This window comes from Xanthomonas sp. NCPPB 1067 (genome assembly GCF_020783795.1).
GTDB lineage: Bacteria > Pseudomonadota > Gammaproteobacteria > Xanthomonadales > Xanthomonadaceae > Xanthomonas > Xanthomonas melonis.
Genome location: NZ_JAJGQG010000004.1, coordinates 223,494 through 249,797, shown reverse-complemented (window position 1 = coordinate 249,797; position 26,304 = coordinate 223,494). Strand labels below are relative to the sequence as shown.

The following is a 26,304-nucleotide window of genomic DNA, read 5'->3' as shown; positions in this document are numbered from 1 at the left end:
AATGCCTGCTGCGGGGAAGGTGTGCCTGTAATTCAGGCAATACCCCGCAAACGCGCCGAAAACGGCAAAAAATCGGGAATTTGAGCGCTCTTAGCGCGGTGGATGTGGCTTGCTTCGTTCTCCGGCCGCGTTGATCAGACCATCCCTAAGCCACCGAGCAATCCATTCTTCAGATACCGGGGCGGTGAAGGACGCTTTTCGCATCCTGCGTGCGCATCGACAAACGGAAGACCCCGCGAACATTCGGGCTTGGTGCATCAAGCAAGGCTGGCATGCCGACACTGCCGATATAGCGATGAAATATGCCGCCAAGGCCTTTGCCCTGCGTTCCAAGCCGAGCATACTTGGAACCAATTGGGCATCCGACATCTACCAGCATTGGGAGAAGAAGGCTGCGATCGGAACTACCATGTAATCCCAAAGGATGACGCGTTGCAAGCTTCGCTTTTTACTCGGCGCGAAGTAGAGCAAGCGCGGCCGGAATCGCGGCGGCGACCTTGCAGTCGTATTGGCGGTCAAGCGCCAAGTGATTCGCGGTCACCATTGACATCAGCCGGCGTTCGGTCAGGAAAAGATCGCAGTACGCCAAGGCCGAGCACGCATGCCGGAAGTCCTCAAAATCGTTCGGCCTGAGCTGTTGGGTCTTGTTCCAGCGAACGCTCGCGTGCAGGCAGGTATTGATGTGCAGGCTGGGGAGAACCGACTTGTGCTTTTCATGGCCCAGCGCCGTCGACAGCATCTTAGTCCAGATGCGAACCGCCTCCGCTTCCGCGGTATTGCCTGCCGCGGACGGCGATCTCCCTGTGACGAGTTTCTGCACGTCGCGAGTGATCTCCACGGCCATTGATGCATAGACCTCGGCCGCGCCGTGCGCCTCAATGGCGTAGGTTTGCTGAAAACTGCAAAGCTCGCCGGCATGCTTCGCATTACCCACGTTGAGCTGCTCCGCCAGGCGGGGGTGCCGGTCTGGGGGCATCTGTTTGCCGCCGAGCGTGTCGACCATTTGCGACAGTGACAACGACCACATGTGGTCGAAGAATGCCTTCTGGATCGCAAGCTCGGTGCTGGGGTCGAAGATGGTCTCAAACGGGTGCATCACTCCCAGGACGTAGCTGAGTCTGGTCCATGGCAGGCGCTGCGGCTCTGGGGCCCCGAGATCTCGGCATTGACCATAGATGAAGGCACGCAACTCCATGGCGACGCGCTGCTCGAACGGGATCAAGGTGACGCCCAGGCTCAATTCATCGATTATTTTTGCCGTCGCGATGCGGGTTAGGTCGTCGCTTTGCTTGAGCATTTCGGCAAAGGTGCTTTCGCTGAGCGGGCAGAAGGCCTTGCCTACTGCGACGAGTCCGCGCAGGACGCCGAGCAGTTCGATTTCCGGATCGGTCCTGCGCACGCCGGCAACGACGTCTCGCAGGATGATCCAGTACTTGGTGTCCAAGTAGATGATACGGCGGGGCCGCAGCTCCTCGGCCAAGGCGGCATGGCAGCTTCGTACGTGGGTCTCGAGCGTCACGTCTGGCGAAGCGAGATGCCATTGCAGTGTGGACATCATGCCTCGCTCACTCCGCGGCAAGCGGGGCGACGATACGCCGCCAGAACTGGGGCGGGACGGGCAGCCGGTAGTGGTGGCAGGCGGCGAGCATAATCGGCCAATAGCCGGTCGCGATCGCCGAAAGCTTGTCAAAGGCGCGCTCCTGCTTGAATGCGGCGTCGAGGGTGTCGATCTGCTCCTGGCCGTTGGCCGTCAGGGGAAGGTCACACAGAGCGATCCCGTGATCGTCGCTGCCGGCGTAAAGGCCGGCTTCGCTCGATTCGTCTGGGATCCAAAGCTGGAGCGTGCAGTGCTGCAGCTCTTTGTCCTTGAGGTCGATCAGCTGTGCCAGACATTCCCCGTCGTTGAAATAGGAAAGATAGGCGGCCATGAGCGGAATCAATGTCGAACCTGCCGTCGCGTCCTTGCGGTATTCGTCAGTCCGATAGCGCGGATGCGCGATGAGGTCGCGGTATTCGGAGAACACGCACGGATACCGGCCGTGGGTGCGCAGCGTCAGTGCCAGCCTCTGGGTCATTCCTCGCAGCCACGCATGGGCATCGTGCAGGTTGCCGTCGGCGGCACTGACCAGGAGCAGGAACAGTGCGACTTCGATGGACTGCTCATCTTGAAGGGGCAGGAACAGCGCCGGATTGTTGTTGACCAGTTGGAAGCCGGCGTCCGCCAATGCCCTGGTCTGGGCCTGCAGCCTGGCCCTGCGCTCGACATCCGGGTCCCGTTGGCTGATCCAATGGATCCACAAGCCGGCCATCGCAATCCGGCCGAGGAGGTCGAACAGCTTGAGGTTGACATCAGCGGAGGTGCCGCCGCGGATCGCCATCGAAATGCCGTGGGGCACGCCGGCGTGCGGCAGGATCTTGTGATACAGGAATTCCTCGGTGATCGCGAGATGGAGCTGGATGGCGTCGCCCAGGATGGCGGTGATCGCCTTGCCGGTCGCATTGCGGGTCTTGCCGACATACGGGCGCAGCAGGTCCCACAGGCGGAGCAGGGCAAACTCGCTGGTGCGGTACGGCGCCTCGACGTTGTCGACGTCGCGCGCCCACACAAACAGTACCCACTGTGCGATGTAGATCTGGCGGGCGGTCCGAACACGCTCCTTGTCGTTCATGGCGGACAGGCATAGCTCGTGGACGAGCCGCGAAAAATGCGCGAACGCGATCTCGGGATCGTCCACCATCGCGACCGCTTTCTGGAAATGGCGGCGCAGCGCCTTGGGCATGATCTCTTCGCGCAGCACGCCTTGCATCAGCAGGCCGGCGAGCTTGTCCCCGTTCCATTCGGCGAACGAGACCTTATCGGTGCTGTATCGCCGGGCGTAGCCCTCGACGTCGCTGCGTACCTGCTCCTGCATGTCGCCGCCGAAAACCATGCAGACAACGATCTTCAGGTCCTGGTAGCGCTTGGGCACGCGGTGCTGGACGTAGTTGTCCAGGATAGTGTCGAGCGACGCACGAAGCGATTGCGGGGTGCCGTCGTTCCAAGACTCCCGGGTGAGGTCTCCGCGCTTCACTGTAAACAGGAACAGCTTGCGCTCGCCATCCTCGTCCACGCCGACGGCTGCAATGTCGACGCCGGCCTGCGCCGTGCCGCGCTGCGGTCGGGAATAGACGGTGTAGCCCAGTTCGCTGAGCAGGTCCGGCAGGATCGCATCGAGCTCTTCGCGTTCGCGCAGGGACGCCAGGTAGCTCCGGAAGATCAGCTTCATGCGGGCTTCTCGACCATGCACACGCGACGCAGGTAGTCCAGCCCGACGGGATCGAGCTTCTCCAGGTGCGGAAGTTCGATATAGGCGCTGTGCTTCTGAAGATCCATGGCGAATGCGCGCTTCTGGCCGCCGGGGTCAGCGAGGTAGGTGAGCGTGCGCTTTCCGTGCAAGATGGTCGAGTGGTGCACGAGCTTGCGGAAGATGGACTTTTTCTCCACCTCCTTGTGTGACTCCCGCATCTGGTCGTGCGAGCGCTGATGCGCGGTGTCCAGCTGCCGTTCGGAAGGATGCAGTTCCTTGATGGAACCGATGGCGTCGATGGCCGAGTAGAAGTCGCCGAATCTGGCCAGCACATTCTGGACGGTTCCGTAGGCTGCGTCTGTCGAAGGCAGGCTCGCCAGATAGTCCCGGGCGCCGCCGCCGTAGCTCAGCAGGATGGGGTCGAACAGGATCTGTCCGACTTGCGCCCTGACGTCCTCGTCCGCGGCACGGATCACCGAGACCAGGATCGAGCAGCAGGTCACGGGATGGAAGAACAGGAAACCGATCGCCTTGCGGCACAGAAACAGTTGCTGGTCCGAGCTCAGGCCCAGCGACTGTGCGCTGGTATTGAAGACGCGCTCCTTGCCGGCCCTCACGAACTGGCTGGTGCTGCTGGCCAATGCGATGCTGCCCGACAGCAGCCATCTCGCGACCAGCTCATACACCCGCTGCGGGTTGTCGGTGTTCAGCTTGTGCGCGGTCGAATGGAACTGCTCGATGGTCAGCGTTCCCTCGCGCAGCGTTTCTGTCAGGAAGTCCAGCGCCTGCGACTCGTTGGGCGTGCCGACCATGCGCTGCAACCCGCTGTCCACCAAGCGAACAGTGCCCAGTTGCTCCGCATCGACGGCTCGCAAGGCGTTCAGCGCCATCCCGACCGTCTCGATATCCAGCGATGAATCCGGTTGGAACAGGAGCCGCGCGAGTCCATACAAGACCTGTGGCCCCGGACCCTGCACGGCGGATTGGACCAGTCGCCGCGCCAGTGCGTTGTCCTGAAGCGGTTGCAGGATGCCAAACGCCGCGGACAGCGCGTTCGCTCGGACCGCATCGACGTTGCCGCTGGCCACGAACGGCTCTACGGCGGCGACCGCCTGCCTGGCGCTGTCGCCATCCGCAAAAGACATCTGGCCCAGGGCCGACAGGCCGTAAAGCCGGCGGTTGTCGTCGTACTCCCTGACGAACTCGGTGGCCGTTTCGATGTCGTTTGCACCCTGCAGGGCAAAAGTGACGAACTGCATGGACAGGTCGTCCCCCGCCTTGGCGTTCCGGATGACGCCGGCAGCGTCCTCCAGATTGCGTTTGCACCATTGCCGAAAGGCACCGTTCGGCATGTGAGCGACACCGTCGTTCCCCGCGCGTTCGATCAGGGTGCGGCAGCAGGCCATCAACGCGGTGGCATTTGTGCGGAGCCGGGGAATGGCATCGCAATAGAATTGCTGCGCCGTGAAGAACGAGTGCGTGTCGATGGCGTCGAACGCCGGCTGGCCCGGGATGGCGACGAGATTGATGTCGCCGTTGTTGTGCAGAGCGATGCAGCGGTGCAGGAACGTGTCGCTCCCATCCTTGGCGGGGAGATGGTATTGCGCGAGCTCGGCTACGAGGCTGCCGGCTTTGTAGAGCTGGATGATCTGCTCTGCTGACGGAATCGGTGAAACGGCCACGGCGTCCCCTGTCAATGACACGTGCCCAAAATATCCTACTTGAGCAATCGCGCGGCAGGATTCTCCTCGACGGCGCCTGCTTGGAAGTACCCAATCACGCTCGCCACGGAACGGTGTTCGGTCATGGCCATTACCGCAGGTAGCGGCACACCTTGCTTACCGGCCTCGGTGACAAATCCCGACCGCAGGCTGTGCGCCCCGAAGTCCCCCTCCAGCCCTGCCAAACGGGCACGACGCTTCACGATCAAGGCAACTGAGCCGGGGAGGAGGGGAGGGCCGACTCGATCTTTCCAGATCCGCCGAAAGATCGCCCCTTCACGGATCTGCGCGGTTTCGAGCCAGGCAGCCAAGGCCTCAGCACTACGGCCCAGAATCGGCTTGTCCGGGGTCGAGTCCGCCGTTACGCCCGCTTGCTGGGTCTTCGAATACTCCAGCCGATAGATATAGCCGTCTTCGCTGACCATGCGCAGGTCGCGCATATCCGCGGCCGCGATCTCGCTGCGCCGGCGCCCGCCGCTGGCGAAGCCGAAGCAGAGCAGGGCACGGTCGCGCACGCCTTCCAGGCTGTCATCGCAGGTGGCCAGCATAGCCTCAAGCTCGGCCCGGGTGATCGCAGTTTTCTTGGCCGGGCGCTCACCGCGCTTAACGGCAGCACGTCGAGCCCGGCTCAGGAGCGTACGGACACTGGGCAGCTCGCAGGGGTTGGCCAGGCGCTTGAGCCTGTGCGCGGAGGACAGCACAGCCACGCGCTGGACCACGGTCGACAGCTTCAGCGGCCCAACCTTGGCTTTGAGGCCGGCAGCGACTAGGGCCTGATCGATCGCCGGCGGCAGCTCGCTGACCAGGCCAGTCTTGTTCTTGCGCTGGATGTGGTCGACCAGGAACTGGATCACCACAGCCTCGCTCGCCGGCAAGGCCAGCTCGACGCCATAGCGAGCCTGGTGCCAGCCGGCCCAGTAGCGCAGGGCCGTGGCATAGCTACGGGTAGTGTTGGCCGCGGCCGCTTCGGCGAGCAGTTCACGCACCGCGTCGGCGGCCTGCTGGGCCAACTGCTCGGGCAACACCAGGTGCGTGGCCGTCGCCGGCAGGATGGGCAATGTGCTATTTCGCTTCATACTATGTAATGCATGTTATGAAATAGAGTGTGTACTAGCGATAATCATCACTTATCGCGAGTACGTCAACTGCGGGGCAGGGCGCCCATACGGGAGACATTTTTGATGGCCAGAGGCATCACCGAATCCGACGTGCACGGCGCTGCCGATGCACTTGTTGCAGATGGCGAACGACCTACGGTTGAGCGTATCCGCGCCTATCTGGGTACAGGGTCACCGAACACAGTTGTGCGCTGGCTGGAGACGTGGTGGCAAGGTTTGGGGCCTCGCTTGGCAACGGACCGTCAGGTCCGGATCACAACGGCCAACGTGCCTGAAGCCGTCGCGGCCCTGGCAGGGCAGTGGTGGACATTGGCGCTGGACCACGCCCGAGTGCAGGCCGATGAAGCAATGGCGTCTGATCGTGCATCCCTCTTAGACGCCCGAGAAACGTTGGGGCGAGACCGGCACGCCATGCAGGCCGAGCTGGCCCGGCTAGAAAGATTGACCCACGCTGCTCAGCAAGCGGAACAGCTCGCTGCGGCACGGACCTCTGAGCTGGAGCGTCTTGTCGAGCAGTTGCAGCGTCAGCTGGGCGAACTTGGCCAGCAGCGCGATGCTTCAGCTTTGCGTGCCGTCAGTGCAGAAAGCGCCAATGAAATGCTGCGTATTCAACTCCAGGAATTGCAGGATGCGGCGCGTGCCGAGCGCGACACATTGACCCAGCACATGCGTGCCACTGAAGACCGGGCACATGCGGAGATCGATCATGCGCGTCAGGAATCAAAGCAGGCCAAGCAGCTGCTAGCTGCCAGCCAGCGAGAGGCGGCGCTTGCTAAGCGCGGATTTGAGGAAGCGCTAGAGCGCGCACAAGGCAATGTTTCCGAGCTCCGCCAAGACCTCACGATCCAGCAGGCACGCGCAGATGCGCTTGAGGCACAACTGGTCAAATTGCCGGCAGCACTCGAAGCAGCCTGGCAGCAACATGTTGGACGGAGTCAGCCCAAGCATCCAGAACCTGTGCGGTCTAAGCGAAGTCGCGGCAAAGCGGCTCCCTGATGCCAAGCAAGGCATGGTGTCGTGTTGACTACGCTGAGAGCACCCAGGCCTTACTTAGGATCGTGTCCTGCGGGAGAGAAAAAGTCCTTAGAAATCAATGAGGGGCACGATCCGAGGAAAAAGGACACCAATTTAAAAAACTGACACATAGCCGGCGCGCCCGCGATCGCAGCCCCTGCCAAACACGATTTCGCATAATGTATATTATGTCAGAATCGGCACGGGGTCATGCCTTACCCCGGTCAACCCATCACCCGTTCCACATAGGCCCAAGTCGGCGAGCTGTACCAGTTCACGACGTCGATCTCGCGTGCTGCCTGCAACCACTGCACGCCGTCATCCAGTGCATCGGCTGACAGCGTGTATTTGCCAGCCGCCAGGTCGTCCTCGAACCGACGGACAAACACGCGCATCGACGGTGCCAACAACAATGCGACAGCATGCTCGCTGTCGAGGAAAACAATTTGCCCGCGGGTGCCGTCGGCAGTTGGGATCAGGTCGACACACAAATGGCATCGGGCGAAGTCGGTACCGATGACCACGCGCTGCTTTCCGAGCGTCATCACCGGCTGGATTCCCGCATCTGCAAATCGTGCTGCTACGGGTTCGTCGGCCTGGTCGCTTTCCACGGTGTCGAGCACTTCGTCCACGCTCATGAAGGACAATGCGCACGCGAAGTTGGCCGTTGTATCCGGGTCGAGTCCGGCGCTTTCGCGATACAGCTCAGTCAGATCGGGGGGTAACGATTGGCCAAGTGCCGATTCAAGGGCGGCGAGTTGCGCGTCGCTGGCCGGTGGCAGTAGCGCGTTGGCGATATCGGGCGCAATGTGATGCAGCCGTGCGCGAACTCCTTCCAGCACTGTGTCACTCCTTCGTTCTTTCCGGTTGACGAGTGTAGCGCGCCGTCGGCAGCGGCTTCCTTCGGCCAGTCGTGTCAGGTTCGAGGCGTCTCAGCCCGTCGTCTTGTTTCCCGCTCAAAATACCGTGTAAGCGAGCAGGACCAGCACCAGCAGATGTCCGACGTAGTACAGATAGAACGCCCTGCGCGAACGTGGGATCGGCATGCGCAAGGCTGCGCATGCCAGTAACGGCAGCGCCAGCAAGGCCCAACTGTTGTCGTTGACGAAGTACAGCGAGGCCACCGGCAGTACGAGCAGCAGCAGCGCCGATACGGGGCGAGACAGCCGCCATTGCCATGGATTGCGCCAGAACACCCACGCGCCGAGTACGATGGCCAGACCGCTCCACTGGTACTCCACGGCCGCCGGCGCCAGCAACGCGCATCCCGCAAGAAAGATCCAGCGGCGCCGCTCGATGGCGAGAATGCATACCGCTGCCAGCGCAAACGCCAGCAGTACGTTGAGCGGAAACACGCGCTGGAACGCGATTGCAGCGACGGGTGCGGCGATGACGCCCCATACGAACAGCCGCTTGATCGACTTCTCCACATCCGCGTTGGGCTGGGCCAGGTTGTACGCCAGCACCAGTGCGAACAACGGGAACGCCACCCGCCCCAGTTCTGCGACTACTGGGACGTAGCCGATCGCCAGAACCTTCAGCACGTGGTCGCCGGTCATGAAGACGGCGGCCAGCCACTTCAGGAATTCACGGCCGCCGCTGGTCACTAACGCACCCCGCTCTGCCTGGACAATGCGCGCCGGCATCCGCATGCCGGCGGGTGCGCCGCGCGCCCCACTCCACCACGGCATGGCCGCGGGTCATCACCGTGCCGCGCGATCATTCGCCTGCACTGCGCACCGCGCCATTGTTCTCCTGCAGCTCGCGTTTGAACGGCACGTCCGGCGGAGGCCTGGCGGTGGCCGGCTGCTCGTTGAGATTGGGGTCGCTGAGGCCGCAGCCTCCGCCGAATTGCAGCAGCGACACCACGCAGCTGATCTTGGTGGTCGTGCCGGGGATCGGGATCTCGATCTTCTTCAGGCCGCGGCGTACCCACTCCTGCAACAGTGACTGATTCGGCATCCAGTACTTGTCCAGCGAGGTCGGCGTGTAGCCATACGGCGGGCGCTTGAGCCAGGTGCCTCCCTGGGCGATCTGATCACGCGTCCAGGTGTCGGTTTCGCTGCCCGGCGGCCCGCGATCACCCGCGCCGCTGCCAGTGTCGCCGGTGCCGGCGACCCGCACGCTGCCATCGCTGTTGAACACGCCCGCGCGTTGGCTGTCGGCGCCGCCAGGATCGCCGCGCCGGTTACGGTCGGCCTTGCTCCAGTCGTCGGCATTGGCCGCGACATCCCAGCCACCGCTGCGGCCGGCCGGTTGCGGACCGGCCTTGCTGCCGGCAACAGCAGAGGGCGATGCCGATGCAGCCGCGTTGCCGGTTGGGGCGGGTGTGGACGGTGTGGTCTGCGGCTGTTGCGTTGCCGTGGCGGCTTGCGACGGCTGCACGGCCGGCGCGTTCGCAGCCGTCGGCGACGGTTCCGGCCTGGGTGGCGCCGTGGGTGTTGGCGATGCCGGTGGCGTGGTCGGCGTCGGTGTCGATTCCGGCACGTTGGGAAGTTCGGCGGCGCGCACGGCAAGCTCGGGCATCCGCACGCTCGGGACGATCTGGCGCTGCCGGATGACCGGTGCGGCGAGCTGCGGCCGGTCCGGCACCACGATCTCGCGTTCGCGCACGGCCGGCGCGTTGGCGGATCGCACCGCGACCGCAGGCGCGAGGCGCTGCAGTTCGCGCAGCGCCGGCCGCTCGGTCACGGTCTGGATGTCGCGTTCCCGTACCTGGACCTGCGGTGCGGTCGGCGCCACCGGACGCGGCGCTACGCTGATGCTCGGCGGCGGTGGCACCACGAAATCGGTGGTGGCGATCGGGGTCTCGGTGATCTGCAGCGGTGATTCGATCGTCACCGGCGGCACCTGCACCACCACCTGCGGCACCTGTGGCGACTGAGGTTCGCGGGCAGCAACGACCGCCGGCTCAGCTGCAGTCTCCTGCGGCTGCATCGTGTCAGCGGCCTCGACGGACTTGGCTGCTTCCGGCAATACCGATGGCGGCACTGCGGTTTGCGCCGGATTTCCGCTGACTTCGCCCACGGGGGCTGCAGGCGCCGCGGTTGCATCGCCGGCAGCCGACTGTGCAGTTGCAGAGGGATTTCCCTGCCCTCCCCCCTGCTCGGCTGCACCATTGCCGATGAAGGTCATGCGCACCCGCGCCTGTTCGCCCTGCTCTGCATCCTTGGGCGCCCAGCGCACAGCCACCACCCAGATCAGCAAGGCGATGAAGCCCAGGTGGATCAACAGGCTGCCGACCATCGCGAGCCAGTGCTGTCTGCGCTGGTCAGCCGGTCGTGGTTCCCAGTGTTGCCACCACAGACTGCGGAACGCCTGGAAAGGCGTGAACGCCAGCATGCCGCCAACGCCCGACGTGGCCGATCCACGCGCCAACAGCACGTCCATCACGTGGTCGTCGTTGAACGGCGCGGCAGCGCTGTCGCGGCTGCGCATCCAGGCCGCCCAGCCGTAGGGCAAGCCGGTACGCGGATCCAGAATGAGCCTGCCCGGCATGCGCGCGCGCAGCGCCTGCAGCAGATCGGCAGCCGTCGTCACCGGTGGTGCGGGATCAGGCCGCGCTGTCGCGCGGAATGTAAGGAGCGTCGCCGGTCGCGTGATCGGTCGCATCGCGTACCGCAGTCACCCCCGGTACGCGCCCCATCAAGGTCTTCTCGATGCCCTGCTTGAGCGTGACATCGGCCATGCCGCAGCCGTGGCAACCGCCACCGAAGCGCAGCAGCACCACGCCATCGGCGGAGACTTCCTGCACGGCCACACGGCCACCATGCGAGGCGAGTTGCGGGTTGACCTCGTTCTCGACCACCCAACGTACGCGCTCCACCATCGATGCCGATTCGGCCGGTGCTTCGCCCTTGATCTTGGGCGCCTTGATGGTCAGCTGCTGGTTGCCGGTGGACTGGGTGACGTAGTCGATCTCGGCGCCGTCCACCCACGGCACGCTTGCGGCCACAACATACAAGGTGAAGCCGTCGCAGTCGATCGCCCATTCGTCGCCAATGAGATCGGCGGGCTCTGCGAACTCCAGCCTGGCATCGGCGCGCGGGGTCCCCGGGTCCACCGCGCTCAGGCGAACGCCCATGTCGGGCACGCCCTCGCGTTCGATGAGCTTGCGGAAATAGGTCTGGGCTTTGTCGGATATCTGGATCATGCGGGTTATTCTAGCGCTCAATGCGCCCTCGCTCATGGAACACCGTGATCCTGGCGGGGCGCCGTCCGCCCACCCCTGCGAGACCGCCATGACCGATCTGATCCCCCTGGAGCAGGCCCACTGCCTCCCCCGCAAGGGCATCGACCATAAACTGGGCGAAGCGCGCCTGGCCGAACTGCTGCCGCAGGTGCCCGGCTGGGAGCTGGCCGAGGCCGGCATGGCGCTCACGCGCACGTTCCGCTTCGCTGATTATTACCGCACCCTGGCCTTCGTGAATGCGCTGGCCTGGATCGCCCACCGCGAAGACCACCATCCGGATCTGGGCGTGCATTACGACCGGGTCGTGGTGCGCTATTCCACCCACGACGTGGGCGGACTGAGCGAGAACGATTTCATCTGCGCCGCCAAGGCCGCGCAACTCTACGATCAGGGAGTCACTGCATGAGTATGTCTCGCGCCGCCCTCGCCGGCCTGGCCCTGGCGGCCGGCCTGACCGGCTGCGGCAAGTCCCCGCAACAGCCGGCAGCGCCCACGGTGCCCCCCACCGAACTGGCCGCGCTGAAGACCCCGCCACCGGAATACGCCCCCGAGCTGGCCTGCGCCGGCGTCGGCGGTACCAGCGTGCTGCGCGTGGTGATCGGGACCGAGGGCAAACCCACCGACGTATCGGTGACCCAGAGCAGCGGCCAGCCGGTGTTGGACGAAGCCGCCCAGAAGCGCGTGCGCGAATGGCAGTTCAAGCCGGCCACCCGCAATGGCCAGGCGGTGCCGCAGACCATCCAGGTTCCGGTGGCGTTCAAACCGCCGGTGCCACGTCCGGACGAGTGTTTCGCCATCGAAGAGCGGGCGCGTCGCGGCGGTTGAGCGCAGTCGCTCGCATCGGCATGTCCGACTGACATGCACAGATGCACGTCATTGCCTGGCGTGCATCTGTTCCCGTGCCAACCGGGGGCGAAGCTTGTTGCGCGCTTGCACCGGCCAGCTGCCTTCCGAAGCCGGCGGTCCGCGACCACGCGTTCGTCATTGCCGCATTGCCATTCTGCAACGCCGCCTCGCCTGCGCCTGACGCCGGCCTTGCAGGAGAGCGCTCCATCTTCGAGGTCATCGCGTCGCATGCTTGAGGTGTCGTCACATAATGTCTGGATCGCGCTGGCGGTCACCCTGGCCGCGGGTCTGGCCACCGGCCTGGGCAGCCTCATGGTGGTGTTCGCCAGGAAGCCCAACCCGCGCCTGCTGGCGTTCGGGCTGGCCTTTGCTGGCGGCGCGATGGTGTACGTGTCGTTGTCGGAAATCCTCAACAAGTCGATCGCCGCGTTTTCCAACGCCTATAACGACACCCTGGGTTTTACCTTCGGCACCCTGACCTTCCTGGCCGGCATGCTTCTGATCATGGCGATCGACCGCCTGGTGCCCAATCCGCACCAGAGCCTGTCGACCGACGATCCGCAATTCCGCGACGACAACCGCGCCTACATTCGGCGCGTTGGGCTGATGACCGCCATCGCGATCACCGCGCACAATTTTCCGGAAGGGCTGGCGACCTTCTTCGCGACACTGGAAAGCCCCGCCGTGGGCATGCCACTGGCGTTCGCCATCGCCATCCACAACATTCCCGAAGGCATCGCCATCGCGGTACCGGTGTACTTCGCCACGCGCAACAAGCTCTATGCCTTCGGCGCCAGTCTGCTGAGCGGGCTGGCCGAACCGATCGGTGCGGGCATCGGCTACCTGGCGTTGGCGGATGTCCTGTCGGACGCGGTGTTCGGCACCGTGTTCGGGTTGATCTCCGGGGTGATGGTGTTCCTGGCGCTGGACGAGTTGTTGCCGGCAGCCAAGCGCTACGCAAAAGGCCACGAGACCGTCTACGGCCTGGTATCGGGCATGGGGACACTGGCCATCAGCCTGGTGTTGTTCCGTTTCGCGGCGCCCTGAGGCGCTCGTTCGGGGGCGAAACGGATGGCCGGCACGGCCGGACGAACAGGCTGGGCACGGCGCCGCTCCGCGCCGTGCGTTGAGCAACGTGGCGACAAAACCCCTTCGAAGCTGCCTCAGCGCCCCAGGCGATCCAGGGCGTCGGCCAGTTCGGGGGCCAACGGGGCGCTCAGCACATAGGGCGTCTTGCCGGCGTCGAGCGCGAATTCCAGCGATGCGGCATGCAGGAACAGCCGCTTCAGGCCGAGTTGCTCGCGCAGGCGTTTGTTGACCTCGGTTTCGCCATATTTGTCGTCGCCGGCCACCGGGTGACCCAGGTGCTGGGCGTGTACGCGGATCTGGTGGGTGCGGCCGGTTTCGATGCGCACTTCGCAATACGAGTGCCCGCCACGCCGCTCCAGCAACTTGAAGTGGCTCAACGACGGTTTGCCGATCGCGTTCACCTGTACATGCCGTTCGCCGCCCTGGCGCAGGCCGATATGCAATGGCGCATCGACCGTCATCACCCCGTCCGGCATGCGCCCGACCAGCAAGGTCAGGTAGCGCTTGGTGATGCCGCGTCCGTCGACACGGTCGTCCTCGCGCATCAGCGCCTGCAGTTCGGTCAATGCCGAGCGCTTCTTGGCCACGATCAGCAGGCCCGAGGTATCGCGGTCGAGCCGGTGCACCAGCTCCAGGCTCTGGTTCGGGCGGAGCGCGCGCAGGGTTTCGATCGCGCCGAAACTGATCCCGCTGCCGCCATGGCTGGCCACGCCCGAGGGCTTGTTCAGCGCCAGCAGGCGGGCGTCCTCGAACACGATCGCCGCTTCCAGCCGGGCCAGGAATGCGGGCGGCGGCGCGGCCTTGTCGCCCTCCTCGCCCATGCGCACGGGTGGAATCCGCACTTCCTCGCCGCCCTCGAGCTTGCGCTCGGCCTTGGCCCGCCCGCCGTTCACGCGCACCTGACCGCTGCGCACCAGCTTGTAGATCAGGCTGCGCGGCGCGCCCTTGAGCTGGCCGAGCAGGAAATTGTCCAGCCGCTGTCCGGCACGGTCCTCCGGAACTTTGAGAATGCGCACGCCCACACGGTCGGCGGGTGGCTTGGAGGGCTGGGGGTCGGTCATCCGGCTATTTATTCTGTTACACTCGGCGGGCGAGATAAGGGTTTGATTTCGTTGGAAGTTGATTGGCCAGAAGCCTGACTTCCGATGATCCCGGCACAGTGCGCGACCACCGCCCCCGGGGCGGCCATGTTAGCGGCTCACCGGCCTGCCCGGCCATCGCCAGCGGCCCTGGGCCGTTGCGTTGAACATGTCCCGTGCGCGGCCCCGGCATTGTCCGGACGCAGCTGCCGGCCCTGAAACACCTAAAAACTTTAAAGACAAGCGCTCCCGCGGCCTGCCGTGGTGTTGCAGCGCTGGAAACCCTAGCCAGGCCTGTCCGCGCGTTGCGCGAAAGGTCGGCGACCTGTTCCAGAGGCGAAACGTCACGGCGTTCCGCGCGGTAGAGCGCGCGAGGAACGCAACAATGAAGCGAATGCTGATCAACGCAACGCAGGCCGAAGAGCTGCGCGTGGCGATTGTGGACGGCCAGACCCTGTACGACATCGACATCGAACAGCCGTCCAAGGAACAGAAGAAGTCCAACATCTACAAGGGCCGCATCACCCGGCTCGAGCCCTCGCTGGAAGCGGCGTTCGTGGACTATGGCGCCGAGCGCCATGGCTTCCTGCCGCTGAAGGAGATCTCCCGCGATTACTTCCAGGCCGGCGTCGACCACAACAAGTCGACCATCCGCGAGCTGCTGCGCGAAGGCCAGGAAATCGTGGTGCAGGTCGACAAGGAAGAGCGCGGCAACAAGGGCGCCGCCCTGACCACGTTCATTTCCTTGGCCGGTCGCTACATGGTGCTGATGCCCAATTCGCCGAGCGCCGGTGGCGTCTCGCGCCGGATCGAAGGCGAAGACCGCGCCGCGCTGAAGGAAGCGCTGGACAAGCTCGATATTCCCGACGACATGGGCGTGATCATCCGCACCGCCGGTGTGGGCCGTGACGCCGAAGAACTGCAGTGGGATCTGGATTACCTGCTGCAGACCTGGAAGGCGATCGCCGAAGCGGCGCTGAGCAAGCCGGCTGCGTTCCTGATCTACCAGGAGTCGCGGCTGATCATCCGCGCCCTGCGCGACTACCTGCGCGCCGACGTCGGCGAGATCTTGGTCGATACGCCGGAGCTGTTTGCAGACGCCCAGGAATTCATGAAGCAGGTGATGCCGCAGAGCCTGCGCAAGCTCAAGCACTACACCGACGACATCCCGCTGTTCAACCGCTTCCAGATCGAATCGCAGATCGAAGGCGCCTACGAGCGCAACGTGCGCCTGCCGTCGGGCGGCTCGATCGTGGTCGACCAGACCGAAGCCCTGACCGCCATCGACGTGAACTCCTCGCGCGCCACCAAGGGCAGCGACATCGAGGAAACCGCATTCCAGACCAACCTGGAAGCGGCCGAGGAAGTCGCGCGCCAGCTGCGCCTGCGCGACCTGGGCGGCCTGGTGGTGATCGACTTCATCGACATGTCCTCGTCCAAGCACCAGCGCGAGGTCGAGAACAAGCTGCAGAACGCGCTCAGGTACGACCGTGCGCGCGTGCAGCTGGGCCGCATCTCGCGCTTCGGCCTGATGGAAATGAGCCGCCAGCGCCTGCGGCCGAGCCTGGGCGAATCCAGCCAGATCGTGTGCCCGCGCTGCGACGGCCATGGCCGCATGCGCAGCGTCGAATCGCTGTCGCTGTCGATCATCCGCGTGGCCGAAGAGCATGCGATGAAGGAGAACACCGGGCAGGTGCTGGTGCAGGCACCGGTGGAGATCGCCAATTACCTGCTCAACGAAAAGCGCGGCGCGCTGCGCGAGATCGAGCAGCGTCATGAGTCGCCGATCATCATCGTGGCCGACGAGCAGTTGCACACTCCGCACTACGAAGTTACGCGCCTGCGCGAGAACGAACTGGGCGAAGACAGCGGCAGGCCGAGCTACCAGCGCGGCACCCCGCGCAAGTTGCCGGTGCATGCACTGACCAAGGCGCAATTGAACATCCCCGCCGCCCCGGCGGTGACCTCGATCAAGCCTAGCCAGCCCGCGCCAGTGCGCGAGGAAGCACCCGCCCCGGTTGCACCGGTTGCAGCGCCGGCACCGGTGGTGGCCGTGCCGGTTCCGGCCCCGGTCACCGGCGTGGTCGGTTGGCTGAAGCGCATCTTCGGCGGCGTCGAGCCGGTCGCTCCTGCGCCCGAGTCGGCCCCACGCCCGCGCCAGAACGATGCCGGCCGCACGCACCGCAATGAGCGCGGTGAGCGTGGCGGTCAGCGCCGCGACGGCCGTGATGCCCGTAACGGCGGCCAGAACCGCGGCAATGGCGGCAACGGCAACGGCAATGGCGCCAATAAGGAGCGTCGCGACGAGCGCCGCCAGCCGGCCAGCGGCCAGGGCGCGCAGAACGGCGCCCAGGCACAGCAGCCGGTGCAGGTGCCCAAGCCGCCGCGCAACGACGCGCAGGCGCCGAAGCAGCAGCCACAGCAGCAGCCCAAGCCCAAGCCGCAGAACCCGACTCCGCGCCCACCGCGTGCGCCTGCCCAGCAGGAGGGTGCGTCGTCCGAACGTTCGCCGCGTCCTGCACGCCAGGACGAAGGCACGGCGGCCGCGCAGACCGCCACCTCGACTGCCGCACCGGCAACGACATCGGGCGTGGCGGCTGCCATCACCGAGGCCGCTGCACCGACCAACCCGCAGGGCAACGCCAATGCGGCGACTCCGGCGCATCCGGTCGAGGTGGTGGCGAGCGAGTCCGCCGCCGACCGCGGCACCGACGCGAACGCGGCTGCCCCAGCCCAGGACGCCGCCGGAGACGATGCGGCCAACGGCGAAGGCGGAAGCCGTCGTCGTCGCGGCCGCCGCGGTGGACGTCGCCGTCGTCGCGGCGCCGGTGCCAATGGTGAAGGCGGCAGCGGCGTCGATGGTCTGGAAGCAGAGGACCTGGACGGCGATACCGACAACGAGCTCGATGGCGACAGCGAAGCGGACGATGCCGGCACCCAGGCCCATGCCTCGGGCGCGCCGCGCGCCGGCCAGCCGGAGTTCGACTTCGATGACGATGCACCGACACCTGCCGTGCGCAAGCCCGAGCCTGCCGCTCAGGCAGCGGCCAAGCCGCGCCCGGTGCCTAAGGAACGTGCAGAGCCGCAAGGCGGCAGCAATCCGGCTTCGACCACCGCGCCGGTATCCGACGCGGCGCCGGCTTCGCAGCCGCCAGCGGTGGCACCGGTTGCCGCAGCTGAGGGCGAGCGCGAGCGTCCTGCTCCGCCAGCCGTTGCAACGGATGCAACGGATGCAACGGCCAAGCCTGCGCCTGCTGCAACGCCGCCGGCGGCTGTCAAGGCAGACCTTGCAACGCAGGCCGTGGAACAGCGCCCAGCTCCGGTCGCCCCGCAGGCCTCTGCTGCGCCCGCACCGGTTGCCGCACCGGCACCTGTGACTGCGCCTGCCAACCCGGTATCCGCTGCGGCACCTGCCGTGACTTCCGGCACCGCAGCAGCGGCACCAGCGGCGACCGCTTCAGCAACGTCGGCGCCGACTGCCGCAACGCCGGCACCAGCCGACGCTGTTGCAAGCACCCGGCAGCAGTCCTCGGCGAGTGCCGCTGCGCCTGCAGCCGACCACGCCACCGCATCCGGGGCCGTCACGCAGGAGCGCACCGCTTCGGCGGGCGAGGCAACGCCTGCGGCGCAATCGACGCCGACGCACGCTGCCGCCACGACGCCTGCTGCCGATCTGGCACCTGCGGCAGCGACGCCCGCCGCGCAGGCTGCAGTGGTCACGGTGAATGCGCCGCACGCCCAGCCGTCTGCTCCACAGGCACCGTCGGCCGAGGTGGCCCTCACCTCCACCTCGACGGTCGCACAGGAGGCCGGCTCCACGGCAGACGCCGCCCCGGCGCGCAAGCCCTACGCACCGGTGCAGACCACCCTGCTCGATGCGTTGAGCCCGAGCGGTGCTGCGACACCTGCCTCCTCCGTCAGCGATACCCCGGCAGTGCAGGCGTCGGCGGCTGACAAGCCCAAGCCGACAGTGGTGGTGTCCGAAGCGGTGAAGCCTGCTGCCCCGGCGCCGGACGCCGACAAGACGCAGGATGACGACAGCAATAAGCCGCGCGGCGATCACTGATCCTCACGCAATCGATCCGGCTGGCCTGTGACGTCGCAGGCCAGGTCAGCATCAGACACAGCGGCCTTCGGGCCGCTGTGTTTTTATGTGACCCATGCGGACGAGTGCACGTTGGTTGACCTCCCACCAACGCATCTGGTCACCGCAGTTCTCATCAGTGCGCTGGACCCAGGCGCATCGTGCGGGCGGTCGAGAGAATCCCTTCCGTCCGAACACCTGCTGTAACCACCAGAACTTGCCGACGCGCGCCGGCCAACGTCGCAACAGGGGGATTGCAGGCGGCGTGCGTGATCATGCGCAGTGCCAAGGCGACACATCGACGTTTGGCGGACACCGCTATCATTCGGCGCAGCATGCGCCCGGCCTTCGACACGCGGGCGCGTTCCAACCGGAGAATAGCGATGATGCAACGCTTTGAGACAGCCGAGTTTTCCATCGAAGCCGATCCGATCTTCGACGGCACACGCGTGTCGGGTGGCTCGATCAGCCTGCGCCATGCGCAGCAGGGCACATTCTCACCGCAGATCAGCGTGTGGACGGCCGCTGCCGAGCGCAAGGCATCGCTGCGGGCGTGGCTGACCAGATTGACGCGCGACGACGACCCGGTCATCGAACGCAAGCCGGTCACCTTCGCCGGAATGAAAGGCGAGATGATCAAACTCAAGGGGCGCCTTGAGGATTGGGAAACGCAAGAAGGACGCGATTGGTATCGCCTGCGGGTCGTGCTGGTCGCGCCCGATGGCAGCACCTGGTATCACGCCACCGCGATGACGAGCGAGGCCGATCTTGCGGCAATCGAAGCAGACTTCATGCGTGTGCTCGGCTCCCTCCAGGTGAAGCTGCAAGGCGATGCGGCCAGCCAGGAGCGAACCGCCAGCGATGCCGAGCAGGCGGCGGTGCTGTCTGAGATCAGAGATGCGATGGACCGGGCCGCTGAGGCGCAATCGACCCGCGAACAGGCATTGGCGCGCACCATCGATGCCACGTCCCCCCACACATCCGTCGCCGATGTTCAGACACGCTTCGACGCAGCCATCGCCATGCAGGGCCTGGATGCCAAGCGTGAGATCCTGCGCCAGATCGTCGCGCCCTCGGTGTCCCTCACCGAACGCGACGTTGCGGAGACGGACGTGGTCGGCATCAGCCGAATCGGCGGTGGGCCTGATCTTGCCCAGGGACAGGACTGGCCCCGCGATGCCAGCGGTCTTTACTTGAACTTTCTGGCACAGATCGAGTTGTCCGACTTGCCGGAGCGTGCAGAAGTCCTTCCCGAGGCGGGATTGCTGGCATTTTTTACCGGATCGGATTACTCCGATTGGCGTGTCGTGTTCACCCCGCCCGGAACCGCACTGGTGGCCCATGCGCTACCCGACGATGCGATCGACATCACCGAAGCGGCGACGCGCATGGTGGTTTGGGACGGTGAGCGACAGCGCTTCGTTGCCAACGGCGCCAGTGTCGAGCGGATGTCGGTCGAAACCGACGAACACGGACGTCTGCAGTTCCGGCGCGACGGCCAGGCGGTGATGGTATTCGCCTCCGAGTATGAGATCAGTCGATCGGCACGAACCTTGCGGCTGGAGCGATCGCTCAGTGCCCCCCTGCATCTTGCCGGCAGCGGCAATCCGGACATCGACGCGGCTGTGGGCAGCGATGAGCTATTCGATTTCGCGCTGACGCTGGCGGAAAGCTTCAAGATCGGCGATGGTCCACAGCATCAGATGTTCGGGGTATGCGGCATCCGCGACTGGCACAGCATCCAGACGCTGGCCGCCGACCATGCGGCCAGGCAAGGCTGGACGGACATCGCGGCACCCGACGGCTGGTTTGTCCTGCTCAAGCTGGCCTCTGGCGGCGGTGCGGACTTCAATTTTTCCGACCATGGCGATTACCTCTTCCTGGTGCACCGCCAGGACGCCGCGAGAGGGGACTTTTCGCGTGTCTATGCCTTGGTGGAATCCAGTTGATGCCACTGATGGCCGGCGAGCGCACTGAGGCTGCAGACAATGGCCATCCCGTCGCGTGTTTCACTGCTGTCGCGGCGGGCTGCCTGCAGGCAGCGACGCAAGGCGTCGACTTACAGGACCCTGGAGGGGTCGGTCAGGCCATACTGATTGGCAAGCCGCGCCAGCGCGATATTGTCCTGGATGCCGACCTTCTCGAACAGCCGCGCCTTGTGCGTATTAATGGTCTTGGCGCTGAGGTTCAACCGCTTGGCGATGTCTTCCTGGCGCAGGCCCTGGGTCAATAGCAAGGCAACCTCCAGCTCGCGTGGCGACAATGCGTCAAATGGCGAGCCGCCACCCTCCAGATTGGACAGCGCCAGATTCTGCGCGATCGTATTGCCCAGGTAGCGCCGCCCCAATGCCACCTCACGCACGGCACGCAGCAGTTCGTGCGCGTCGCCGCCCTTGCCCACATAGCCTGAGGCACCTGCTTCGAGCAGACGCTTGGGCAGCGGGCCATCTTCCAGTACCGACACGATGATGACGCGCGTGCCGTAGTCGCCCTTGACGATGCGCTCGGTGATTTCCAGACCGCTCACGCCGGGCAGGTGCAGATCGCACAACACGATATCGGGCTTGAGCTGGCGGATCTGCGGCAATGCCGCTTCGCCGCTTTCCGCCTCGCCTACCACATCGACGTCCACTTCCTTGGACAGGATCATCTTCATGCCGGTGCGCACGAGTGCATGATCGTCGATCAGAAAAACTCTGATGGTCATCCTTGTTGTCCTCGCTGTGCGGCTGGCTGATGCAGCCTAGCTCCGTGAATAATTCAGGGCAAGCTTGATGCGACGTATTACGCAAGAGTTAGAGCGGTAGACGCGCGTTCTGCGGGCGGCGACACGTGTTTGCCTGCATCGTGGCCGTGTGTTCGCAGGATGCACGCCCACGTATTGCAGGCCATATCGGGCAACGCAGTCGCGCCTGGTCAGATTTTCACTGGTTCGGTGGTCCGCGCACCGTCCACCAACGGGCGTAATTCGGGATCGAGCGCGACACGCTCGTCGAACACGAAGCAACGGCCGTCGTAGCCCTCGCCACCGACTTCTTCGAAGTAGCCCAGAATCCCGCCCTCCAGCTGCAGCACATTGTCCATGCCATCGGCCTGCATCCAGACGGCCGCCTTTTCACAGCGGATGCCGCCAGTGCAGAAGCTCACTACCGTGGCGTTGGTCAGTGCCGCGCGGTGCGACTCCAGTGCGGCAGGCAGGTCAGTGAACTTGTCGATCGGCAAGGTCAAGGCGCCACGAAACGTGCCATAGGCCACTTCCTGCGCATTGCGCGTGTCCAGCAGCACCAGCGGGCGCCCCTGGTCGTCCTGCCCATTGCGCAACCACTGCCGCAGCACCGCAGGCGTGACCGCGGGCGCACGGCCCTGCAGCGGCGAGGCACTGTCGCGGCGGAAGCTGATGATCTCCGGTTTCACCTTGACCTTGAGCCGTAAAAACGGCTGCTGCGCGCTTTGGCTATACTTGATGCGCATCTGCGCGAAGCGTGGGTCGGCCTGCAGCCACCCATAGAACGCCTGGACCTGGTCGGCGTGGCCAGCCAGAAACAGGTTGATACCCTCCTCCGCCACCAGCACCGACCCTTTCAACTCCTGCTGCCGCGCCTGCGCCAGCACGCTGTCGGCCAGTTGCTGCGGGCCGTGAATGGGGACGAATTGGTAGGCCGCGGTATTGGTAATCATGCGGCCATTTTAAAGCGCCTGCCCCCGGGTAGCGAGCGCTTGCCAGGTTCGTCGCTCCAGGCAGACCTGATCGTGACCAAGGTAGAACGTTGCTGCAGGCCATTGCGCACCCAAGTGCGCTACGCAGTGATCGACTCCCGCGCTGACGGACGCTGCCCGGCAGCAGTCAACCGCGCAGCAACAGGAACGGCAGCAGCACCAGGGATGCGACGGTCAGCATGCCCAGCAATGTGGCGATCACGAATACCGGCCGCCTGCGCAGCAACGCCCCGAAGGTCTCCGCGGTGCCGGCGGCGATGGCTTCCTGGCGCTGTGCACGCGCGATCGCGCCGCGCTGGGCCTGGTAGGCCTCGAGTACGACCTTGGCCCGTGCATAATCGGCGTCGTTGCTGAGCCAGATGCCACCTGCGGAAATGCCCCAATTGCTGGGGCGCGTTTCGTAGACCTGGACAAGGTGTTCGCGCAGCAGCGCCCGCACCTCGTCGGCCTCGTCGTCGGGAACGTTGCGCAGGTTGAGCAGCAGCTTGGCCATGGGAGGATGATAACGGGAGCCAGATGCGATAATGCGCGTCTTCCTTCACGGACACTCTCATGCGCCTAGTGCTCACGCTCTGTGCCGCCCTGCTGCTCGCTGGCTGTGCGCCCGCCCTGCCGCCTTCCGGCGGAACCATCGCCCGTTTCGAGCAGATCGACCGCACCGTGGGCACCGGCGCGGAAGCCACGCCTGGTGCGCTGGTGACGGTGCACTACACCGGCTGGCTCTACGACGAAAAAGCCGCCGACAGGCACGGCAAGAAATTCGACAGTTCGCTCGATCGCGCCGAGCCGTTCCAGTTCGTGCTTGGTGGCCGCCAGGTCATCCGCGGCTGGGACGAGGGGGTCGCCGGGATGCGGGTGGGCGGCAAGCGCACCTTGATGGTTCCGCCGGAGTACGGTTACGGCAACAACGGCGCGGGCGGCGTGATACCGCCTGGCGCATCGCTGGTGTTCGATGTGGAACTGCTCGGCGTGCAGCCGCGCTGAGTGATCGACCGATGACAAATGCGAGCAGACCGCGGCTTGCGGTGATTGGCGGCGGCCCGGCAGGCCTGATGGCTGCAGAAACCGCGTGCGCCGCAGGGATAGCGGTGGATCTCTACGAAGCCAAGGGCTCGGTGGGGCGTAAATTCCTGATCGCCGGCAAGGGCGGGCTGAATCTCACCCACTCCGACCCGATGCCGCTGTTTGCACAGCGCTATCGGGAGCGCGCGTCCGCAGCTGCGGCCTGGTTGCAGGATTTCGACGCCGATGCGCTGCGTGCATGGGCGCGCGAGCTGGGTGTGGACACCTATGTTGGCAGTTCCGGGCGGGTGTTCCCCTTGGATCGCAAGGCCGCGCCCCTGTTGCGCGGCTGGGTCCGCCGACTCAAGGAACAAGGTGTCGCCTTTCATGTGCAGCACCGCTGGCTTGGATGGAGCGATGACGGCGCACTGCGATTTGCCACGCCTGCGGGCGATACCGAACGCCAGGCCGATGCCACGGTGCTGGCGCTTGGCGGCGGCAGTTGGCCGCAGCTCGGCTCCGACGGTGCCTGGCAGACGATGTTGCAGCAGCACGGCATCGCCGTTCGCCCGCTGGTACCGGCCAATTGCGGATTCGATATCGACTGGAGTGCGCATTTCGCGCAACGGCATGCGGGCGCACCGCTCAAACCGGTGGTCGCGCATTGGCGTGACAGCACCGGCACGCAGCACGCACTGCAAGGCGAATGCGTGATCACCGCGACCGGAATCGAGGGCAGCCTGATCTACGCCATCGCCGCGGAACTGCGCGCGCAGATCGATGCGCATGGCATGGCCGAGCTTGTACTGGACCTGATACCGGGACGTTCGCTGGAACGCATCGGCAGCGAGCTGGCGATGCCGCGCAAGGGGCGCAGTTTCAGTGAACACCTGCGGCGCCAGGTCGGGATCGAGGGCGTCAAGGCCGCGCTCATCTACGAACTGCTCGGCAAGCAGGCCGGGGACGATCCGGCCCTGGTCGCCCGCACGCTCAAGCAGTTGCCGCTACGTCTCTTGCGGCCGCGCCCGCTTGCCGAAGCGATCAGCTCCGCCGGTGGTGTGGCCCTGGAAGCGCTGGACCCGCGGTTGATGGCGCTGGCACGGCCTGGGGTGTTCTGCGCCGGCGAAATGCTCGATTGGGAAGCACCGACCGGCGGCTACCTGCTGACCGCCTGCTTTGCCAGCGGCCGCCGCGCCGCACTCGGCGCGGCCGATTGGCTGGCGCTACAGCACGCCGGCGCTACAGCCGGTCGCTGACGGCCGCACGCGGCCACACCGACTTGACGTCGTAGACCACCGCATCCGGCTTGCCCAGTGCTGCGATACGCGTGGCGTCATAGTCACGATACTGCGCGTGCGCCACCGCCAGCACGACCGCATCATAGGCTCCCTCGTCGGGGCCCTCGCACAACTGCACTCCGGCATGCTGCAGCGCCTCCGCAGGATCGGCCCACGGGTCGCAGGTATCGACTCGCATACCGGCTGCCTGCAACAGCTGCACCAGCTCCAGTGCCCGACTGTTGCGCAGGTCCGGGCAGTTCTCCTTGAAGGTGGCGCCCAGCACCAGCACCCTCGCCTGCGCGAGTGCGACGCCGCGGGTGGCAAGCATGCCGCAGACGCGCTCGGCCACGTGCCGGCCAACGCGGTTGTTGACCTGGCGTGCGGTGTGGATCAGGTCCGGGTGGTAGCCCATGCTCTCGGACTTGTGCAGCAGATAATACGGGTCCACCCCGATGCAGTGCCCACCGACCAGGCCAGGGCGAAACGGCAGGAAATTCCACTTGGTGCCTGCCGCTTCCAACACGTCGAGCGTATCGATCCCCAGCTTGTCGAAGATCAGCGCCAGCTCGTTGACCAACGCGATGTTCACGTCGCGCTGGATGTTTTCCACCACTTTGGCCGCTTCGGCCACCCGCATCGACGGCGCACGCCAGGTGCCGGCGGTGATGATGGCCGCATACAGCGCATCGACCGCATCGGCCGCCTGCGGCGTGGAACCGGAAGTGATCTTGCGGATGTCGCGCAAGCGACGCTGGCGATCGCCAGGGTTGACCCGTTCCGGGCTGTAGCCGCAGAAGAAGTCGTGGTTGAAATGCAATCCGGACGCCGCTTCGAGCAGCGGCACGCACACTTCCTCGGTGGTGCCCGGGTACACCGTCGATTCGTAGATCACCAGATCGCCAGGCTTGAGCGCGGCGGCGATCAGGCTGGTGGCGCTGCGCAAGGGCTCCAGATCCGGCTGCTCGAAGCTGTCGATGGGTGTCGGCACGGTGACCACGAAGATCCCGCACTCTGCCAGGTCCGCAGCGTTCGAGCTGTAGCGCAACCGCGTTGCGGCCGCCAGCTCGGCATCGTCCAGTTCCAGTGTGGCGTCATGGCCATCGCGTAGTTGTGCAACACGCTGGGCATCGATATCGAAGCCCAGCGTGTCACGTTGTTCGCCAAAGGCCACCGCGAGCGGCAGGCCGACATACCCGAGCCCGATCACGGCGATTCGGGCCTGCTGCGCTTGAAAAAGGGGATTGCCGGACATGCAGTTCCTTGGACTCGTGCGCGTTCGGTTGCCGCGCAGGGATGCGGCGGCAGCATAGCGCACGCGGCTAGGTGCCGGCGACGGGACACATCTGCGGACGACCATTCACAATCGACGCGCAATCAGGCACGCTATCGCCATGCCCGGGTGGCGAAATTGGTAGACGCAAGGGACTTAAAATCCCTCAGCCGCAAGGCTATGCGGGTTCGACCCCCGCCCCGGGCACACCTCATCGAAGCGCAGGTCTGCTGCTGAAGCAGATGACTGGAGCTATCGTCGTCTGATTGCAGACCGAGGTGCGTCTCGCGACCGTTAGACGCGATTTGATGTCTTTATCTTGCGCACAGCGTTCTGGCTGCTGGCGCCGCGCTCATGCAGACCAAGGCAGTCGTACGCACCGTGCGGGTTGTGTCATCTCCCCCCTGCCCCACTTTGCGGCTATCGACGCTACGCCGATAAGCGCAGGCACCAACCCAACGGCATTTGCGGCCGATCGATGCAGAATCCGGCAGACCGCATTTTCCAAGTGCTGGCTGCGCTGAAACCGGGACCGCAGGTTGATGTACTTGGAGGGGATGACCTATGTGCTTATGCACGCAGCGTGATGGAGCGCAGCGTCGACG

At 65.2% G+C, this 26,304-nt stretch carries 22 protein-coding genes and 1 tRNA gene; 10 read left to right on the top strand and 13 right to left on the bottom strand.

Features of this window, described 5'->3' with window-relative positions; all coding sequences use genetic code 11:
• The first annotated feature begins 184 nt into the window (after positions 1–184).
• Positions 185–415 (top strand): hypothetical protein, encoded by a 231-nt coding sequence (locus LL962_RS05470; protein WP_228316207.1) that lies wholly within the window; start codon positions 185–187, stop codon positions 413–415.
• A 33-nt stretch (positions 416–448) separates the two neighbouring features.
• Here the strand turns inward: LL962_RS05470 and LL962_RS05465 are convergent, their stop codons facing one another.
• The 4 genes from LL962_RS05465 to LL962_RS05450 are packed head-to-tail and all read right to left on the bottom strand — an operon-like array spanning position 449 to position 6,084.
• A complete protein-coding gene (locus LL962_RS05465; RefSeq protein WP_228316206.1) occupies positions 449–1,558 on the bottom strand; it encodes a hypothetical protein in 1,110 nt (369 codons plus the stop codon).
• 7 nt (positions 1,559–1,565) lie between these two features.
• Complete coding sequence (locus tag LL962_RS05460) at positions 1,566–3,266, bottom strand: hypothetical protein (protein WP_228316205.1); 1,701 nt, start codon at positions 3,264–3,266, stop codon at positions 1,566–1,568.
• Positions 3,263–4,990, bottom strand: a complete 1,728-nt coding sequence (locus LL962_RS05455) for a hypothetical protein (RefSeq protein WP_228316204.1) — start codon at positions 4,988–4,990, stop codon at positions 3,263–3,265. Before LL962_RS05455 ends, LL962_RS05460 begins: the two co-directional genes overlap by 4 nt.
• Before the next feature lie 14 nt (positions 4,991–5,004).
• Positions 5,005–6,084 (bottom strand): site-specific integrase, encoded by a 1,080-nt coding sequence (locus tag LL962_RS05450; protein ID WP_228316203.1) that lies wholly within the window; start codon positions 6,082–6,084, stop codon positions 5,005–5,007.
• 105 nt (positions 6,085–6,189) lie between these two features.
• On the opposite strand from LL962_RS05450, the gene LL962_RS05445 reads away from it, so the two are divergent.
• On the top strand, positions 6,190–7,122 hold the full coding sequence (locus LL962_RS05445; protein ID WP_228316202.1) for a DNA-binding protein: 933 nt from the start codon (positions 6,190–6,192) through the stop codon (positions 7,120–7,122).
• Between the two features lie 242 nt (positions 7,123–7,364).
• Here the strand turns inward: LL962_RS05445 and LL962_RS05440 are convergent, their stop codons facing one another.
• The 4 genes from LL962_RS05440 to LL962_RS05425 all read right to left on the bottom strand — a co-directional run bounded on the left by LL962_RS05440 (position 7,365) and on the right by LL962_RS05425 (position 11,293).
• Entirely contained in the window at positions 7,365–7,982 is a 618-nt protein-coding gene (locus tag LL962_RS05440) for an SMI1/KNR4 family protein (protein ID WP_228316201.1), read from the bottom strand.
• 114 nt (positions 7,983–8,096) lie between these two features.
• Positions 8,097–8,747, bottom strand: a complete 651-nt coding sequence (locus LL962_RS05435; protein ID WP_228316225.1) for a TraX family protein — start codon at positions 8,745–8,747, stop codon at positions 8,097–8,099.
• Between the two features lie 112 nt (positions 8,748–8,859).
• On the bottom strand, positions 8,860–10,680 hold the full coding sequence (locus LL962_RS05430) for a transmembrane repetitive protein (protein ID WP_228316200.1): 1,821 nt from the start codon (positions 10,678–10,680) through the stop codon (positions 8,860–8,862).
• A gap of 13 nt (positions 10,681–10,693) precedes the next feature.
• Entirely contained in the window at positions 10,694–11,293 is a 600-nt protein-coding gene (locus LL962_RS05425) for an NfuA family Fe-S biogenesis protein (RefSeq protein WP_228316199.1), read from the bottom strand.
• An 88-nt stretch (positions 11,294–11,381) separates the two neighbouring features.
• Here LL962_RS05425 and LL962_RS05420 point away from each other — a divergent pair, with 88 nt between their 5' ends.
• The 3 genes from LL962_RS05420 to zupT all read left to right on the top strand — a co-directional run bounded on the left by LL962_RS05420 (position 11,382) and on the right by zupT (position 13,225).
• Positions 11,382–11,738 (top strand): 4a-hydroxytetrahydrobiopterin dehydratase, encoded by a 357-nt coding sequence (locus LL962_RS05420; protein ID WP_104587078.1) that lies wholly within the window; start codon positions 11,382–11,384, stop codon positions 11,736–11,738.
• Positions 11,735–12,157, top strand: a complete 423-nt coding sequence (locus LL962_RS05415; RefSeq protein ID WP_228316198.1) for an energy transducer TonB — start codon at positions 11,735–11,737, stop codon at positions 12,155–12,157. The genes LL962_RS05420 and LL962_RS05415 overlap by 4 nt, the downstream gene beginning before the upstream one ends.
• A 249-nt stretch (positions 12,158–12,406) precedes the next feature.
• On the top strand, positions 12,407–13,225 hold the full coding sequence (gene zupT / locus LL962_RS05410) for a zinc transporter ZupT (protein WP_228316197.1): 819 nt from the start codon (positions 12,407–12,409) through the stop codon (positions 13,223–13,225).
• Between the two features lie 116 nt (positions 13,226–13,341).
• Here the strand turns inward: zupT and LL962_RS05405 are convergent, their stop codons facing one another.
• The gene (locus LL962_RS05405; RefSeq protein ID WP_228316196.1) at positions 13,342–14,328 is read right to left on the bottom strand and encodes an RluA family pseudouridine synthase; all 987 of its coding nucleotides are present in this window, start codon (positions 14,326–14,328) and stop codon (positions 13,342–13,344) included.
• 412 nt (positions 14,329–14,740) lie between these two features.
• On the opposite strand from LL962_RS05405, the gene LL962_RS05400 reads away from it, so the two are divergent.
• Positions 14,741–18,412 carry an Rne/Rng family ribonuclease gene (locus tag LL962_RS05400; RefSeq protein ID WP_228316224.1) on the top strand — a complete coding sequence of 1,224 codons (3,672 nt, stop codon included), beginning with the start codon at positions 14,741–14,743 and terminating at the stop codon, positions 18,410–18,412.
• A 293-nt stretch (positions 18,413–18,705) separates the two neighbouring features.
• Positions 18,706–20,379 carry a DUF1963 domain-containing protein gene (locus tag LL962_RS05395; protein ID WP_228316223.1) on the top strand — a complete coding sequence of 558 codons (1,674 nt, stop codon included), beginning with the start codon at positions 18,706–18,708 and terminating at the stop codon, positions 20,377–20,379.
• 110 nt (positions 20,380–20,489) lie between these two features.
• Here the strand turns inward: LL962_RS05395 and LL962_RS05390 are convergent, their stop codons facing one another.
• The 3 genes from LL962_RS05390 to LL962_RS05380 all read right to left on the bottom strand — a co-directional run bounded on the left by LL962_RS05390 (position 20,490) and on the right by LL962_RS05380 (position 22,640).
• Positions 20,490–21,137 (bottom strand): response regulator, encoded by a 648-nt coding sequence (locus LL962_RS05390; protein ID WP_003489223.1) that lies wholly within the window; start codon positions 21,135–21,137, stop codon positions 20,490–20,492.
• Positions 21,138–21,346: 209 nt separating this feature from the next.
• A complete protein-coding gene (locus tag LL962_RS05385; protein ID WP_228316195.1) occupies positions 21,347–22,108 on the bottom strand; it encodes a sulfurtransferase in 762 nt (253 codons plus the stop codon).
• Positions 22,109–22,274: 166 nt separating this feature from the next.
• Positions 22,275–22,640: a DUF6164 family protein gene (locus LL962_RS05380; protein ID WP_104587071.1), complete on the bottom strand. Its 366-nt coding sequence runs from the start codon at positions 22,638–22,640 to the stop codon at positions 22,275–22,277.
• 59 nt (positions 22,641–22,699) lie between these two features.
• Here LL962_RS05380 and LL962_RS05375 point away from each other — a divergent pair, with 59 nt between their 5' ends.
• The gene (locus tag LL962_RS05375) at positions 22,700–23,131 is read left to right on the top strand and encodes an FKBP-type peptidyl-prolyl cis-trans isomerase (RefSeq protein WP_228316194.1); all 432 of its coding nucleotides are present in this window, start codon (positions 22,700–22,702) and stop codon (positions 23,129–23,131) included.
• A gap of 11 nt (positions 23,132–23,142) precedes the next feature.
• On the top strand, positions 23,143–24,405 hold the full coding sequence (locus LL962_RS05370) for a TIGR03862 family flavoprotein (protein ID WP_228316193.1): 1,263 nt from the start codon (positions 23,143–23,145) through the stop codon (positions 24,403–24,405).
• Here the strand turns inward: LL962_RS05370 and LL962_RS05365 are convergent.
• Positions 24,389–25,681, bottom strand: a complete 1,293-nt coding sequence (locus LL962_RS05365; protein WP_104587069.1) for a nucleotide sugar dehydrogenase — start codon at positions 25,679–25,681, stop codon at positions 24,389–24,391. The two genes, LL962_RS05370 and LL962_RS05365, sit on opposite strands and share 17 nt — an antisense overlap.
• Positions 25,682–25,822: 141 nt before the next feature.
• Here LL962_RS05365 and LL962_RS05360 point away from each other — a divergent pair.
• Positions 25,823–25,906: transfer RNA gene (locus LL962_RS05360), tRNA-Leu, on the top strand.
• The last annotated feature ends 398 nt before the right edge of the window (positions 25,907–26,304 follow it).